Source organism: Candidatus Dormiibacterota bacterium (assembly GCA_035536395.1).
GTDB lineage: Bacteria > Patescibacteriota > Saccharimonadia > UBA4664 > DATLOE01 > DATLOE01.
Genome location: DATLOE010000018.1, coordinates 1 through 15,714 on the forward strand (window position 1 = coordinate 1; position 15,714 = coordinate 15,714).

Annotated in this window: 15 protein-coding genes and 7 tRNA genes; 5 read left to right on the forward strand and 17 right to left on the reverse strand. The window is 50.5% G+C overall.

The annotated features are described in order from the left end of the window. Positions 1-60: 60 nt before the first annotated feature. The 7 genes from VNA68_02740 to VNA68_02770 all read right to left on the reverse strand — a co-directional run bounded on the left by VNA68_02740 (position 61) and on the right by VNA68_02770 (position 3,219). Positions 61-144: transfer RNA gene (locus VNA68_02740), tRNA-Leu, on the reverse strand. Between the two features lie 83 nt (positions 145-227). Continuing rightward, positions 228-301: transfer RNA gene (locus VNA68_02745), tRNA-Cys, on the reverse strand. Positions 302-842: 541 nt separating this feature from the next. Beyond that, positions 843-918, reverse strand: a tRNA-Gly gene (locus VNA68_02750). A 131-nt stretch (positions 919-1,049) separates the two neighbouring features. Beyond that, a tRNA-Phe gene (locus tag VNA68_02755) sits at positions 1,050-1,125 on the reverse strand. A gap of 1 nt (position 1,126) precedes the next feature. Then, a tRNA-Val gene (locus tag VNA68_02760) sits at positions 1,127-1,203 on the reverse strand. Positions 1,204-1,257: 54 nt separating this feature from the next. Continuing rightward, positions 1,258-1,345, reverse strand: a tRNA-Leu gene (locus VNA68_02765). Between the two features lie 248 nt (positions 1,346-1,593). Further along, the gene (locus VNA68_02770) at positions 1,594-3,219 is read right to left on the reverse strand and encodes an FAD-binding oxidoreductase (protein ID HVE81030.1); all 1,626 of its coding nucleotides are present in this window, start codon (positions 3,217-3,219) and stop codon (positions 1,594-1,596) included. A gap of 113 nt (positions 3,220-3,332) precedes the next feature. On the opposite strand from VNA68_02770, the gene VNA68_02775 reads away from it, so the two are divergent. Both VNA68_02775 and VNA68_02780 read left to right on the forward strand, forming a co-directional pair. Beyond that, positions 3,333-4,055, forward strand: coding sequence for an LssY C-terminal domain-containing protein (locus VNA68_02775; protein HVE81031.1), 723 nt, complete (start codon positions 3,333-3,335; stop codon positions 4,053-4,055). 65 nt (positions 4,056-4,120) lie between these two features. Beyond that, positions 4,121-4,206, forward strand: a tRNA-Leu gene (locus tag VNA68_02780). On the opposite strand, the gene VNA68_02785 is transcribed toward VNA68_02780, so the two are convergent. The 5 genes from VNA68_02785 to VNA68_02805 form a co-directional block, all read right to left on the reverse strand. Beyond that, on the reverse strand, positions 4,207-5,955 hold the full coding sequence (locus VNA68_02785) for a peptide ABC transporter substrate-binding protein (GenBank protein HVE81032.1): 1,749 nt from the start codon (positions 5,953-5,955) through the stop codon (positions 4,207-4,209). 2 nt (positions 5,956-5,957) lie between these two features. Next, positions 5,958-6,179: a preprotein translocase subunit SecG gene (gene secG / locus VNA68_02790; GenBank protein ID HVE81033.1), complete on the reverse strand. Its 222-nt coding sequence runs from the start codon at positions 6,177-6,179 to the stop codon at positions 5,958-5,960. After that, a complete protein-coding gene (locus VNA68_02795; GenBank protein HVE81034.1) occupies positions 6,176-6,538 on the reverse strand; it encodes a phage holin family protein in 363 nt (120 codons plus the stop codon). The genes secG and VNA68_02795 overlap by 4 nt, the downstream gene beginning before the upstream one ends. A gap of 34 nt (positions 6,539-6,572) precedes the next feature. After that, positions 6,573-6,947 carry a response regulator gene (locus tag VNA68_02800; GenBank protein HVE81035.1) on the reverse strand — a complete coding sequence of 125 codons (375 nt, stop codon included), beginning with the start codon at positions 6,945-6,947 and terminating at the stop codon, positions 6,573-6,575. Positions 6,948-7,020: 73 nt separating this feature from the next. Beyond that, positions 7,021-8,448: an excinuclease ABC subunit UvrC gene (locus tag VNA68_02805; GenBank protein HVE81036.1), complete on the reverse strand. Its 1,428-nt coding sequence runs from the start codon at positions 8,446-8,448 to the stop codon at positions 7,021-7,023. 105 nt (positions 8,449-8,553) lie between these two features. On the opposite strand from VNA68_02805, the gene VNA68_02810 reads away from it, so the two are divergent. The 3 genes from VNA68_02810 (at position 8,554) to VNA68_02820 (ending at position 9,802) form a co-directional block, all read left to right on the forward strand. Continuing rightward, complete coding sequence (locus VNA68_02810) at positions 8,554-8,871, forward strand: hypothetical protein (GenBank protein ID HVE81037.1); 318 nt, start codon at positions 8,554-8,556, stop codon at positions 8,869-8,871. A 121-nt stretch (positions 8,872-8,992) separates the two neighbouring features. Next, a complete protein-coding gene (locus tag VNA68_02815; protein ID HVE81038.1) occupies positions 8,993-9,292 on the forward strand; it encodes a hypothetical protein in 300 nt (99 codons plus the stop codon). Positions 9,293-9,502: 210 nt separating this feature from the next. After that, positions 9,503-9,802 carry a hypothetical protein gene (locus VNA68_02820; GenBank protein HVE81039.1) on the forward strand — a complete coding sequence of 100 codons (300 nt, stop codon included), beginning with the start codon at positions 9,503-9,505 and terminating at the stop codon, positions 9,800-9,802. A gap of 21 nt (positions 9,803-9,823) precedes the next feature. Here the strand turns inward: VNA68_02820 and VNA68_02825 are convergent, their stop codons facing one another. From VNA68_02825 to uvrB, 5 genes are all read right to left on the reverse strand, one after another. Then, the gene (locus VNA68_02825) at positions 9,824-10,303 is read right to left on the reverse strand and encodes a hypothetical protein (protein ID HVE81040.1); all 480 of its coding nucleotides are present in this window, start codon (positions 10,301-10,303) and stop codon (positions 9,824-9,826) included. Next, positions 10,248-13,118, reverse strand: a complete 2,871-nt coding sequence (uvrA, locus tag VNA68_02830; protein HVE81041.1) for an excinuclease ABC subunit UvrA — start codon at positions 13,116-13,118, stop codon at positions 10,248-10,250. Before uvrA ends, VNA68_02825 begins: the two co-directional genes overlap by 56 nt. Before the next feature lie 119 nt (positions 13,119-13,237). Next, positions 13,238-13,438, reverse strand: a complete 201-nt coding sequence (locus tag VNA68_02835; protein ID HVE81042.1) for a hypothetical protein — start codon at positions 13,436-13,438, stop codon at positions 13,238-13,240. Positions 13,439-13,454: 16 nt separating this feature from the next. Further along, positions 13,455-13,607: a hypothetical protein gene (locus VNA68_02840; protein HVE81043.1), complete on the reverse strand. Its 153-nt coding sequence runs from the start codon at positions 13,605-13,607 to the stop codon at positions 13,455-13,457. A 97-nt stretch (positions 13,608-13,704) separates the two neighbouring features. After that, positions 13,705-15,687, reverse strand: coding sequence for an excinuclease ABC subunit UvrB (uvrB, locus tag VNA68_02845; protein HVE81044.1), 1,983 nt, complete (start codon positions 15,685-15,687; stop codon positions 13,705-13,707). Positions 15,688-15,714 lie beyond the last annotated feature (27 nt).

The following is a 15,714-nucleotide window of genomic DNA, read 5'->3' on the forward strand; positions in this document are numbered from 1 at the left end:
AAGCCGGACGAAATTAAGCTGTCATCTGGTCTCTGTCATCTGTCATCTGTCATCTGACCCTGGTGCCCGGAGTGGGATTCGAACCCACAAGCCTTGTGGCAACGGATTTTAAGTCCGTCGTGTATACCGTTCCACCACCCGGGCTAACACAGAAGCCAGAATCCAGAAGACGGAGGCCAGACGAACCAAATCTGTCCTCTGGCCTCTGTTAGTCTGTCATCTGTAATTGGAGGCACCGACCGGAATTGAACCGGTGTAAAAGGTTTTGCAGACCTCTGCGTAACCACTCCGCCACGGTGCCGCGCCAGATAATCATTAATTTATGATTATCTAACTATACGATTATACAACTTTATTGTATTGCTTGAAAAACAGGAATTTTATTATAGAATATTAATGTAGTGAACTCACGATAGTAGGAGGGTATCCTATGCGGGGAATCACTAATCAAGGTAGAGAGCGCCTCATTGAGCTCACCAACGAAGCTGTCAGGACTTTTCGAAGGACGTACCGCACTTGCCTGAAGCCCAGTGAAGCACTCCTTACTCCGGAAACGGATCGACTCAGGCTGGAACTTACCAGCACTGACGCCGTAGAGGTAACCATACAGACATCCCCGGTTGATGTTTGTATATCTGCCTGTGGCACCGAAAGGCTCGTATTTCGCTCGAACATGCCTTTGAGCGAGGACGAGGTTGTGCAAGAAATCTTCTATGAGCTCGAAAGGGCTCGCAGAAACCTCCGGAGCAGACACAAGCCCAAACCCAATTACAGGCTGAAAGCCATGGCCTAACAAAAACCGCCCTCTGTCATAACGATAGAGGGCGGTTAAACGTTTAATTTGGTGCGGGTACGGGGACTCTAACCCCGGGCCTCTTCCTTGGCAAGGAAGCGCTCTAACAGCTGAGCTACACCCGCGCGTAGCGCGAAATCTTTGTCTAATACAGATTTTCAAACCAAGCCGCGCTGTTTGAAAATTTGATAGTGAGGCTTTGTACGTAAGCTGAAATTTGACTAGGGCCAAATGTAAGCTGGAGTACAAAATGAACTGGTGGCGCCTGCTGGACTCGAACCAGCGACACGAGGCTCTTCAAGCCACTGCTCTACCAACTGAGCTAAGGCGCCATGGTGGGTGATGAGGGACTCGAACCCCCGACCCTCTCGGTGTAAACGAGATGCTCTAGCCAACTGAGCTAATCACCCATAACGGTACTGGACAGTACTTAATGATATCTGCTTTATATCTTATTTTCAATTTGGTGCGGACGAGAGGACTTGAACCTCCACGACCTAAAGCGGTCACCAGCCCCTCAAGCTGGCGCGTCTACCATTCCGCCACGTCCGCGCAACTGATTTATTTTACAGTCTTTTTCCTAATCAAGCCACTCAGGGCAACAAGGCCCCACACCAGATTCAAAATTATAAAAGGGTAACTCTTCAGTAGGTATGAATAAACCAGCAGTAAAATGGCACCAACCAGATTGGCAATCAGGTAATTACGCGAATTGGCCGTCCAATGGTTAAGCTGGGTTTTTGCAAAAGCGCCTAAGACTGTAGAGGCTCCGGCTATTCCGATGAGTGTAGTCATATCCATTACGTATGCGGCATGTGATCGTACAAATGCTCCATAGAATATTCACGGCGCATTAGTGGCTCCAAATCTTTCTGCTGCACGCCCAGCTTAATACGCGGGTTAAAGACATTATGCGGGTCACAAATATCCTTAACCTCCTCAAACAGCCTATACATTGCAGGGCCATATAATTTCTCCAGATACGGCGCCCGTAGCAGGCCGTCATTATGCTCGCCGCAGGTGGAGCCGCCCATTTTAATAACCATGGTGTAAAACTCGTTCATCAGCTTAATAATCTTCTTACGGTCAGCGATTTTGGAAAGATCCATAATCGGCTGCAAGTGCAGATTGGCATCGCCAGCATGCCCCCAAACGGCAATATCTAGCTTAAACTTATTCAGCAGTTTGTAGGTGGCCTCCAAAAACTCGGGGAACTTTTCTACCGGCACTACGCCGTCTTCTATAATCGGCAGGGATTTCTTTTTACCAGCGGCCATCCATATTACAGCCGCGGCCGAGTGCCGCACCTGCCACAAGGCCTCCTGCTCTTTCGGCTTTTTGGCGATTGTATGAGTACCGGACATTTTGGATACGATGCGGGCGGCCCGGCGGCTAAGAATGTTCTGCTTGAGCTGTGAGGTATTATCGAACTCAATCAGCACAATAATCTTCGGTAGCGGATCGGGCACTAAGCCCTTTAGGGTTTCCGGCTTGTACTGTTGCAGGAATTTCAGCAAGTGATAATCTACCACCTCCATAGCACTCGGTTTCAGCTTCTGCAAGCGCAGCACCGCCTCCCCGGCCTTTTCCAGATCGTCAAAGTAACCGACCACTAGAGTAGTGCGGGGGTTATAAGGAGCCGTCTTCAGTGTAACTTCGGTAATCACCCCCAGTGTACCCTGAGCGCCTATAAACAGTTGGGAAAGGTCAAAGTAACCATTCTGCCGTACACGGCCCAACGCGTAACCGGCGGAATTCTTTGTGGTCTTAGGCTGGGACTGGTGAATAAGAGCTGAATTATCTCGAATCAGGCTGTCTACCCGGCGGTAAATTTCGCCCTCTAAGGTCATTAAACCCTTTTTGCGGTTCAGTTCGCGGCCGGTCAGCTTTTTGGTCTCTATCTCTGAGCCATCTGCCAGTACCACCTTAAGGCTCTTAACCCACTCGCGGGTCGAGCCGTACTTTAGGGTCTTCTCTCCGCAGGCGTTATTAGCCGCGGCCCCGCCGATGGTTGAGTAATCTATAGAGGATGGGTATGGCGGCAGGAATCTTTCGTGCATATGCAGAATACGCTGCAGACTGCTGTACAAAACCCCAGGCTGCACTGTGGCTGAATCTTTACCTACCCGCAGAATTTTATTCATATGAGCCGGTAGAGCAAGTATGATGCCATCGCCCAGCGCGCCACCGGCTTGATCGGTGCCTTTGCCGCGGGCCACTACATTTAAGTTTTTTCCTCTGAGGTTTTGTTGGTAAACATAGCTGACCACGGCCTGCACATCGTGGGTATTGCGGGGGTAGGCTACAGCTTCGGGGGTAATCGTAAATATACTGCCGTCGGTAGAAAAATACTTACGTACGGCCTCGTCTGTAGTAACTTGGCCTTTGGTCTGTTGCTGTAAATCTTTAAGTTGTTTAGATGTCATTTTTTGTTTTAAAACTCTTATGTTAATTCTACCATAAGCCAGCAGCTCTCGACATAGGGCGATTGCCCCGCCATAATATGCCCTAAGTGAAACGCGTGTATAAAAATTGGCTAGTGAGAATAACAGTAGGCTTTACAGCCCTCTTCTCCTTGCGACTTATCTCTACCCTAATGCATATGACCACTCTGGAGAAGATATATAAGCCCAGGGGCTGGGGCAGGGAGAACCACCGCAAGCTTAACCCCGAAATTATCAGCCAGCTCCCCAAATACAGCCAGTTCATTACCGGGCAGAAAATGGACCCGATTAATCTCATATTCATCGGTACAGAAAATGGCATTAAGCATGCTTTCGAGAAGGCCGGCTGGCATTCGGCTCACCCCTCCTCCCCCATTCACCTCTTTTTAGGCTTCTTAAGCGGGGCGCTAAACCGGCCCTATAAAACCGGCCCCTTTACCCCCCACTTCATTAGTGTCGGCCTGCAAGACATAGCCTTTCAGAAGGGCACGCGTAAGAACAGCTTCCGCCAGCGGCACCATATTCGCATCTGGCGCACTAAACACCATCTTTCAGGCGGTAAGCAGGTATGGGTGGCGGCTGCCAGTTACGATTGTGCCCTGCGGGTAGATGTACTGCCGCCGTTTGTGCACCACCACATCAGCGCCGATCTAGATACCGAGCGTGATTACATTGCCAGAGAGCTATTAGAGCAGGGGCATTCCATGGGCGAGGCCGTCCAAATGATTCCGGTTATCCGTAAATCTCACCCCGATAGAAATGCCACAGGCGCCAAATACTACACAGACGGCCAGGCTCAGGTTGTTGAAATAGATTAGGGCCCGAGGTTTCTTTGGTGCTGATTGAGACCGTTAGCCGTTTTATGCTAATATTCCCAGGTTAAGGGCGAGTGGTGAAATGGTAGACACGCTAGCTTCAGGAGCTAGTGAGCGCAAGCTCGTGGAGGTTCAAGTCCTCTCTCGCCCACCATTAAAAATTAATTTTGTCGGTTTTAACCGCCCACCCCTCTATGCCATAAAACCTATCTGGAGGGGTGATTATTTTTTCAGCCTTCATGCCATACAGGTCCTTGGGTACACCGTAGATGTAATACGGGCTATAGAGCATTACCGCCGGTATATCGCTATTCCAGGCCGAAAGAAAGGCCTTGTACTTGGCAGTTCTAGTGGCTTCATCGGTAATCGTCCGCCCGGCCTCCAAGGCCTTGTCGGCCGCTGGCGAACTGTAAGCAGAAACATTCAGGCCCGGGTCTTTAGCCTGCGAAGAGTGCCAGTAGGCGTAAACATCCGGATCGGCCCCGGTATTAATGCCATAGAGCAGTACATCGTACTGGCGCGGGCGAATGTAGCTCTGCTGCAAAGTAGTGTTATCTAGCAAAATAACCTCCGTCTCCACACCGATTTTCTGCCACTGCAACTTAAGTGCCTCGGCCACAGCCACATACTGGCTGTCTTTTTGGGTCACCAACTTGAGCCGCAGCTTCTGCTCGCCCTTTTTACGAATGCCGTCTGCATCTCTCTGCCAGCCATCACCCTCTAGAGTGGCAATCGCCTTCTTAATATCGGCCTTAGGCTGCACTTCGTTTATCCCCTGTCTCCCTGGTAAGAGCGGCCCAGATAGCGGCAGGGCGTATCCTCCCAATATTTGACTGATAATAGATTCGCGGTTAGTGGCAAGGGCTATGGCCATCCGCACCGATTTGTGGCCGGTCAGCGGGCCGCCGGTTTTAAAAAATACCCCCACCTCGTCGGGCACGCTCAGTTCCTGAAGTTTCAAATTACTTAAGCGCTCGGCCTGCTTAATCTGACCAGCCTGCACTCGACCCACCCCTTTAACTACTCGGCGCTCGTACGCCTGCAGGGCTTCGGCTATGGTGGGGTAGAAATGCAGCACGACTTCATCTAGCAACGGCGCACCATTATGGTATTTCTTGTAAGCCTTTAAGGCAGCCTTGTTTTCGGCCGGTTCGAAGCGATCTATTTTAAACGGCCCGGTGCCGATTGGCCGCTGGTTAAACTCGGCCACCCTCATAGCCGATGGATCGACCCCCTCAAGTAAATGCCTGGGTAAAACACCGATTCCAGTGGTGTGAATAAAAGGCGTAAAGGGCTTGGGTAGGGTATAAACTACCGTCCGGTCATCCCTTGCCTCGACTTTTACCCCCTGCCAAGTACCAGCCAGCGGCGAGCGCGAGTCAGGATTTTGAATAGCTATTAGGGTAAATACGACGTCTTGGGCCGTAAACGGCACATCGTCATGCCAGCGCACATCTTTACGCAGATGGAAAACATAAGTTTTGCCATCAGCGCTGACCTCCCAGTGCGTTGCCAGATCGCCTTCAATCTCACCCTGAGCGTTGTATTTGGTTAGACCGCTGAATATCAGACGATTAAGATCATTGGCCGCGCCACTTTCGGGCAGTATGGGGTTAATGTTCTTCACAGCACCCACCACCGCCTCGCTGTAAGTGCCTCCCGCAATCGGTGTTGGCTGCAGGTAGCGCCCAACCACCATACTGGTCTGCCAGACCAGACCTATAAACAGTCCTATAACCAGCCCCCACCAGAGGATCACAAACCGGCGAATCATGGCCAACTGTTTCCACTTACCGACTAAGTGCAGACCGGCATATTCACGAAATATAATCCTAAAGCGCATCAACTGGCGGCGCACTTTGCGCAACTGCCGATGAAAGCGAAAATTAAAGTAAGACCACACTGCTAACTACTGGCAAGTATGCTTAAGATAACGGAGAGCACAAACACCGTTGCCGCAATAATCGTAGCGTTATACAGAACTTTCTCTGAACCACGCCGACTGCCATGAAAATCGCCGGCGCCGCCAAAAGCCGCACCAAGACTTGAGCCCCGCGCCTGGAGCAGAATACTGGTAATCATAATAATGGCAGAGATTATGGTTAGATAATTAAAGAATGCCTTCATGCTGGCCGCCTGGAATTTTCTACCACGTCTGTCAGTAGATAGTTAACGGCCCAAATAATAATGGCAGCTAAAATGGCTTGGCTGAATGAATCAATATGGAAGTTGCTGTAAAACACAGTTACTAGATAGAGCATGAGAGCGTTAATTACAAACGTAAACAAGCCGAGTGTCAGTACTATAGCCGGCAGGGCCAGTACCACCACTAATGGGCGGATGAGCGCATTCACGACAGAGAACAGCAGAGCCGCGACTATAAGTACCCTTACCCGCTCATCGTAATCGATACCAGAAAGCAGACTGGCGGCCGTCCAAAGCCCCAGAAAGTTTATTAACCAACGAAGAAGGAATTGTCTAATCATTGCGGCTAACTATACCATTTTAAGCTGACTTCGGCTATGCTCCCTGCCGTATAACGGCGTCTACAGTGGCGGCTACTTCATCTGGACCGGAGTTCATTTTGGTAATGTGCTTTACTACACCGAGCCCAGCGCCTTCCTGATGCTGCTCAAAATTACTGACCGTTATAACCTTAATATCCTGGTTGTTTTTATCTTTGCGAATCTCTTTCAGCATGCCGATACCATCCATATTCGGCATTAAAAGGTCTAATAGCATCAGATCTGGCTTGGCTGCTTTTACTAGAGCTAAAGCCTTAATGCCGTCACTGGCTGTAGCTACTTGGTAGCCAAGTTTGGTTACGGCTGCCGAATAAGCCGCAAGCAGACCAGCATCGTCATCTATTATGTATACAAGTTTCTTATCTGACATTACGATTATTTATTACCATAAGCATAGCAGGTTTAAGTAATCTGTAAACCAGTCTGCCCCTCAAGCAGCCCAGCTAGATGAGATACTGCTTAACGGTTTTGGCTTTAGCAGCGCCAATAATAGTAGTCAGCTCTTCCACGCTGGCTTGTTTTACGCCGGCCACACTACCGAAACTTTTTACCAGTTTCTTACGAGTTGCCGGCCCCACCCCAGGCACAGTGTCTAACTGCGAGCCGGTCTGACGGCGGCTCCTCAGCAGGCTATGATAAGTAACGGCAAAGCGATGGGCCTCATCTCTAATGCGCTGCAGCAGGTGCAGTACATGCGAATCGCGTGGTAAAAGAATCGATTCAAAGAGGTTGTCGGCCTGGCGAATAATCTCCTCTTCCCTTTTAGCTAGCCCAATCGCAGGAATAGTAATCCCGCTTTCCTCCATTACACCTAAAGCCGCTGAAAGCTGTCCCTTGCCACCGTCTATAATAATCAGGTCTGGTTTGGCCCAATTCTCTAAATTAGTGCCGCTGAAACGGCGACGTATGACCTCGCGCATATGAGCAAAATCGTCGTTACCCTTTAGGCGCATTTTAAAACGTTTGTACTCCTGCCTGTTGGGTATACCGTCCTGAAATACGATCATACTTGCTACGTTGTCCGTCCCCTGCAAATGTGAAATGTCATAGGCTTCAATCCGCTTAGGCAACCCTTGCATCTGCAGCCGGTCGGCCAGCCCCACAAGGGCTTGATCGAGCGTTAGATCGAACATCTCTTTGTCTTTAAAAATCATCTGCTTAGAGAGTGAGTATAGGTTATACAGTTGGTCCCGCCGTCCTGCCGCCCCTTCGTAATCTTTTCTTCTGGCCGCTCGCGCCATCTCTTTTTCAAGTTGAGCGATCAACTTAGCCTTTTGGCCTCTAAGATACATCATCAGCTTACGCAGGCTGCGCTTATATTCGGCAGAAGTAGTTGCCCCTTCCTCAGGCCCCGGGCATAAACCAATATGGTAATGCAGGCAGCCCCGCTTGGGCATCGTCTGGTGGGTGACGTATGGGAATATCTTTCGCAGGTGGCGCATCGCCTTACGCACAGCGTCGCCCTGGGTGTAGGGACCGAAATACTCAGCCTTATCATCCATTGGCCGACGAACGTAAGTGACCACTGGAAACTCATCTTTTATGGGAATGCGAATGTAGATCCAATGCTTGTCGTCACGCAGGTTGATGTTGTACTTCGGCTTGTAGCGCTTAATAAACTCGCTTTCTAGAAACAGCGCCTCTACCTCGCTATCAACCTCTATCCAATCTAGGTTAGTGATTTCGCCAATAAGTAGTCTGGTTTTATAATCACGGTCACGAGTCTTTTGGAAATACGAACCGACCCGGTTTTTCAGCACCGCGGCTTTGCCAATGTAAATAATCTTGCCTTTGGCATTCTTAAATAAATAAATACCGGGCTGCTTCGGCAGTTGCTTAAGTTTTTGAGCAAGTTTTTCAGATTGCGCCATTGCTTAATTATACCTCACTATTGACTTTTTAAAGCTGTTATGTTATTGTAAGTATGATTATATCGCAAGATATAAGAGTACTTTCAGCCCTACCGAGGGAGAGAAATGACAGCTTTGAGATTTTTCGCTTACCCGAAAGAACACAAGCGGGCATATGACATGGATGGCAAACGCGTGATTTTAGATTCATTCTGGGCTATAGGCCTAATCTGGCTCGCGCTATGCCTGGCAATAGTCATTCCCGGACTAGCTGTGGTTTTCCTGGCATACAACCTCATCTTGCCGAAGGAATTCTTCGACAGCGAGCTGTGGGGGAATATTGCCGGATTGGTCATGGGCGGTATCGCCGTAGGCTGTGCGGTGTGGATTCTTGAAACCGACCGTTTCTTCGTACCAAAGTACAGAGCCTACTACAAAACCTAGGGGTACGAGTAGCTCCTCTGTACATTTAAGCGGCCGCTTTATGCGGCCGCTTTTTCATTGCTTTATTTTATCACCAATTGATGGTATAAGTCTCTCAGACCTTCGACAATAAGGAGACATAATGGCAATGGAGGCCCACGTCAACGTAGTCATCGACACCGGTGGCGAAGAGCCGGTAGGGGTACTGGGTTCAAATCTGGTGATCGATCAGAAGACCGAAGTCCTGCTGAAAGAAACATTCGGTTTCGATCTGCACAAGATTGACGGCCGCTCATGTGGTATCTGCTCAGCCTATTTGAGGCGATCTGTCGAGCGTCATGCAGCAAGCCCAGGCGCGAGTTTTGGATTACTGGTATTGGTATGGCTGTCCAGGGTGGCTAACAGACATCCCAGGGCAAACTTCCGTGTTGTATGGGCCTGACTTAAGCCCCCTGCAAAAAATCAGGTCTGTCACTCCGGCAAACCCTCCTGCCTAGTACCAATCCTCCCAAGTCTCACTTCTCGCTTCAAGAAAGAAGTCAGACTTCTAGCGGCCGCTTTATGCGGCCGCTTTTTTCATTGCTTTATTTTATCACCTGCTTATGGTAAAAGTATTTTATTGTACCTTGGATTTGAAGAGAGGACGGCCAAGATGCTTATTACGCTAGCCACTGCGGGGCTTAGCTTTCTTACTGGAATAGCAGCTCTTTGTACCGGCAGACTGTTCGGTGCCGTAATAAACGAGAATGCTGGTCGATTGCTTAGTGATAAGCACGAAGAATGTCGGCGCCGTAAAATATTATGGAACATAGCCGTGGCATGCCTAATGGTGGCAATAGGCGCGGGGCTGTCGCTAAGCCTTTGGCCGGTAGTAATATCTGCCCTGATTCTCTTAACCCTCCTGATGTTTTATGGCTCAATAGGAGCTCTTAGCGTCGGACGAATGCCCTAGGCCAAGTTTTAAGCGGCCGCTTTATGCGGCCGCTTTTTCATTTTCTTCCGGCAGAGGGTAGTAATACGGTTCCAGTTCACGCCACTCTTCCTGAGTGAACTGCTCAAACTGCTTGGGCGGAGTCAGCTTTTCTTCTGGAGCCTCCATTAAGGCCAGTTCATCCTGGACTTTTCTGGTGGCAGACAACACTACCTTCAGTAGCTTGCGGCGAAACTCGTCTTCATCCGGGTGCTGCCCGCGGCGTTCATACTGATTTTTTAGCTCGCCCAAGCTTAACTTCCAGTTTACGGCAGCGACATTCTCTGGCTCCTGCTCATCCCTTATAGCCCTGTGGTCACCATCGGTTTCTGCTCGTATCGCCGACTGGGCACCGCCAATATAACTGGCCATAGATGCTTCTGCATCACGAAAAAGAGATTTTTTGTCTTCTAAGTCAGGTAGAATTTCAGCGTTTGGCTGCTGGAATTCGCCGTGGTTTGGCTGCGGTTGGTTTTCTGCCATCACTAAACATTTTAGCTAAATAATGCCCCGTATGCGAACCCTTAATATCCGCTATGCGCTCGGGTGTACCAGTACCGATCACCTGCCCCCCACCATTACCGCCCTCCGGTCCCATATCTATCACCCAATCGGCGCATTTAACTACATCCAGGTTGTGTTCAATTACCAGCACCGAGTTCCCGGTATCAACTAGCGCGTTCAGCACATGCAAAAGCTTTTTAACATCTTCAAAGTGCAGGCCGGTGGTCGGCTCGTCCAAAATATAGAGCGTTTTACCAGTCGAACGTCTGGCCAGCTCAGTAGCCAGTTTAATACGCTGGGCCTCACCGCCAGAAAGCGTCGTAGCTGGCTGGCCAAGGCGGATGTAACCAAGACCGACTTCGTTCAAGGTATCTAGTTTACGCTTAATGGCAGGGATATTCTGGAAAAACTCATGGGCTTCCTCCACCGTCATTTCTAGCACCTCGGATATATTCTTGCCTTTGTAGTGGACTTCCAGTGCTTCACGGTTATAGCGCCGGCCCTTGCAGACCTCGCAAGTCACATACACATCGGGTAAAAAGTGCATTTCTATCTTAATAATGCCATCGCCTCGGCAAGCCTCACAACGCCCCCCCTTGACGTTAAATGAAAACCGGCCGGCTTTGTAGCCGCGGATCTTAGACTCGGGCGTAGCCGCAAATAAATCGCGGATATCGCCGAACACCCCGGTATATGTAGCCGGGTTGCTGCGGGGTGTGCGGCCGATGGGTGATTGATCCACACTTATCACCTTATCGAGATTCTTTAAACCTTCAATGTCATCGTGCTTACCGGCCACGTCCGATGACCTGTGGAAAACCTGAGCTAGGCGCTTGGCTAGAATGTCATTTATGAGGCTCGACTTACCCGAGCCAGATACACCTGTAACAGTCACAAATTTACCTAGAGGCACCTCTACATCGATCTCTTTCAGGTTGTGCTCGCGGGCATTCTTAATTACCAGGCTCTGCCCCGTTCCAGCGCGTCGCTTTTCTGGAATCGGAATAGACTGCAGCCCGGCTAAGTACTGGCCGGTCAGGCTGGTGGGGTGCTTGGCCACTTCTTGCGGGGAGCCGGCCGCCACTACCTCGCCGCCATGCTCGCCGGCCGCGGGGCCGATATCAATCAAGTGGTCGGCTGCCCAAATGGTGTCTTCATCGTGTTCTACCACGATCACCGTGTTACCAAGATCGCGTAGGCGCACAAGGGTAGAAATTAAACGGTCATTGTCGCGCTGATGCAGGCCAATGGATGGCTCATCTAGAATGTATAGCACACCCATTAAACTAGAGCCGATTTGGGTAGCTAGGCGAATGCGCTGTGCCTCGCCGCCGGCCAGGGTGTTTGCGCTGCGATCGAGCGTGAGGTATGAGAGTCCAACATCGTTTAAGAACTGTAAGCGCGAACGCACTTCTTTTAATATCTGGTTGGCGATCTCCAATTCTTTGCCACTCAGCTTTAATTCTTCAAAAAACTTAGTGGCATCGGCGATCGAAAGCTTGGTGATGTCTACTATCGATTTTTGCTGGACGGTAACAGCCAGCATTTCCGGCTTAAGCCGCTGTCCCTTACATACCGGACATTCGCATTCAGTCATATATTTAGAGATTTCCCGACGCACAAAATCGGAATCGGTCTCTTGATAGCGGCGCTCCAAATTAGGAATTACACCCTCGTAAGTAGTGTGGTAGGTGCGGCCGCCGGGGCCCTTAACGTCAATCGTAGTGTCGCCTGCGCCATAGAGAATAGTGCGCAGGTCGTCAGGGCGCATTTGGGCTACTGGAGTATCTAGTGAAAAACGAAACTTCTTAGCCACACCCGCCAACAGCTTGGTATACCAGGTAATACGCGAGGTGGTTCGTGCCCAAGGGCGAATAGCGCCCTCTGAAATAGTCAGCCGTCGGTTGGGAATGACCACCTCTGGGTCAACCTCCAGCCGCATACCGAGGCCGGTACAGTGGGGGCAGGCGCCGTGCGGGGAGTTGAAAGAAAAGTTACGCGGAGCGATCTCGGGCATACTAAGCTCTGGGTGGTCGGGGCAGGCGTAGTGCTCACTGAATACATCGAGCTTACCTGAGTCAGCTTCTAAAATCTTTACCATACCCTCGCCTAAGTTCAGCGATTGCTCCACTGATTCGCTTAGGCGCTTTTTTGATTCCTCTTCAACTACCAACCGGTCTACCACCGCTTCGATAGTGTGTTTTTTGTGCTTATCCAGATTCGGAAACTCATCTAAGTCGTAGATTGTGCCGTCTATGCGCACACGCGAAAAGCCGGCCTTTTTTAGCTCTGGAGCCAGGTGTCGATGTTCGCCCTTTTTATCTTCCACTACCGGAGCCAACACCATAATGCGCTCGCCTTGCGGGCGGTTCATAATCTGGTCTACTATCTGCTGGCTTGTCTGCCGGGCCACCTCATGGCCGCAGATCGGACAGTGCGGAACGCCAATGCGGGCGTACAGCAGGCGCAGGTAGTCGTACACTTCTGTCACAGTACCGACTGTGGAGCGGGGGTTGCGAGAGCTCGATTTTTGGTCAATTGAAATAGCGGGACTCAAACCATCTATCTGGTCCACGTCCGGCTTTTCCATTAAACCCAGAAACTGCCTGGCGTAAGCACTGAGCGATTCTACATAACGGCGCTGGCCTTCAGCGTAAATTGTATCAAATGCCAGTGAGGATTTACCCGAACCGGAAAGCCCTGTAATTACCACTAGTTTATCGCGGGGGATTTCGACATTGATGTTTTTCAAGTTGTGTTCGCGGGCTCCGCGCACCACAATCTTATCTTGCATACTCAAGTAATCACTCCTACTGCCCTCTAAAAACAAGTCTTGATTATACGCAAAAAACGCCCGGTTATCAAGAGTAGTGGGTGTGGATATGAAAAGCCCCGGTGTTAACCGGGGCTTGCTTACTTCATGAGGCTGCTGCCATTGCTAGACAGGAGCTTTGGCACCATGGCCATGGCTCCAATTGCCAGAACGGCGGCCACGAACGGCGAAAACGTGTAGACCGCAAATGCGGCTACAATAGCCACCATCGGCAGCTGTGCTCTTACTACCCTCCAGTCTACCGAAGGAAGCTGGCGGGTGTTTCCGGAACGGTACAGCATACTGCTTCCTCCCTCTCTAAGCCTTGGAGCTAGTCGGTGAACCGGTCGGGCGTATTTGGAAGAGCACGAACCGTAAGAAGTTGAATGGAAAAGCAATGATCTTAATGATCATATCCAGCTCCTCGTAACGATCCTGCATCTTCCTGGCGTATGGGTCGTGACCATCCATGAATCCTCCCCAATCTGTAAAACGGGTTATTTGCCCGCATACTCATCCTCACCGGATGCTGCCTGACACTATAGCATAAAAGGTTTAATTTGTAAAGTTATTTTCGCTTAGTTTTAAGGGCCGCTTTCAGCTCCTCTATCTGGTCGCGCAGGGCGGCAGCCCGCTCAAACTGCAGATTTTCGGCAGCCAGCATCATCTGCTGGGTCAGCTCGCTAACCAAATGTTTACGCTCGTCTTTTGGTATCCCTTTAATCTCCAGCGGCTTAATGTCACCTACTTCGGCCTCCTCTTCGGCCCGCATGCTCTCAGCCAGCGCCTTCTTTATGCCAGCCGGGGTAATGTTGTGCTTCTGGTTATACTCAGCCTGCAGCTTACGGCGCTTATCTGTTATCCCAATTGCCCGCTTCATAGAACCGGTCATATTATCGGCATACATTATTACCCGCCCATCCACATGGCGGGCAGCCCGGCCGATGGTCTGTATTAATGCCTGATCGCTGCGCAGAAACCCTTCCTTATCGGCATCTAGAATAGCCACCAAGCTGACCTCGGGCAGGTCCAGGCCCTCTCGCAGCAGGTTAATCCCCACCACCACGTCGTACTTACCTGAGCGCAGACCATGCAGCACATCCAGCCTATCTAAAGTATGGACCTCTGAGTGCAAGTACTGCACCTTTATGCCGGCTTCCTGCAGGTACTCGGTGAGATCCTCCGCCATCCGTTTGGTTAACGTGGTTACTAGTACCCTCTCTTTCTTTTTAACAGTTTCACGGATTTCGTTGATAAGGTCATCTATCTGGTGTCTTACCGGCCGCACGCTGATGGCTGGATCGAGCAGCCCCGTAGGCCGCACCACCTGCTCTGCCACCTGAGCTGAGCGCTTAACCTCCCATTCGGCGGGGGTAGCAGAAACGTACACCGCCTGGTGCAGGTGCCGCTCGAACTCGTCGAATTTCAGCGGACGGTTATCGAGCGCACTGGGCAGACGGAAACCGTACTCTATCAAAGTTGTTTTACGCGCCCTATCGCCGTTATACATACCGCGCACCTGCGGAATAGTCATATGGCTTTCGTCTACAAACATTAGAAAATCATCGGGGAAGTAATCGAGCAGTGTTGCCGGCTGCTCCCCCGGCTCACGGTTGGTCAGATACCTAGAGTAGTTTTCGATCCCAGCCACATAGCCGGTCTGCTCTAGCATTTCCATATCGAAGTTGGTGCGCTGTTTTAAGCGCTGGGCCTCCAGCAGTTTATTCTGGGATTCCAGCTGCTTTACCCGCTGCTCCATTTCGGCCCTAATCTGCACTATAGCGCGCACCAGCTTCTGATGTGGGGTTACAAAGTGCTTGGCCGGGAATATCTTAAGCTCTTGCCTGTCTGCCAACACCTCGCCCGTTAGCGGATCTACCTGGCGGATGCGCTCTACTTCATCGCCAAAGAATTGAATCCTGTAAGCTGTGTCGCCACCGACCGGGAATACTTCTACCGTATCGCCCCGCACCCGGAACGTGCCTCGGGTAAAGCTTATGTCATTACGCGAATACTGAACGTCGGTCAAAAGCCGCAGCAGTTTATCGCGTTTGCGCACCTCCCCCACCTTCACGTCTACCGTCATACTGGTGTAATCTTCCACACTGCCCAAGCCGTAAATACAGCTTACAGAAGCCACAATCAGCACGTCTTTGCGCGTCAGCAGGCTCATGGTGGCGGCGTGACGCAACCTGTCTATTTCCTCATTAATCGAGGAGTCTTTTTCTATATATGTATCGCTGCGGGGTATGTAGGCCTCTGGCTGGTAGTAATCGTAGTAGCTTACAAAATACTGCACGGAGTTATTAGGAAAAAACTGTTTGAATTCGCCATACAGTTGGGCCGCCAGGGTTTTATTGTGGCACAAGACGAGCGTTGGCTTCTGCACATTCTGCACTACATTTGCCATAGTAAAGGTCTTGCCCGAGCCTGTCACACCCAAAAGCGTCTGCTCCCGGTCGCCTCGCTCGATACCCTCTGTCAGGGCCTCAATAGCTTTGGGCTGATCCCCCGCCGGTTTGTATTCGCTTTGAATCTGGAATTTGGTCATCCAATCATTATATCAACAGATAGAGGT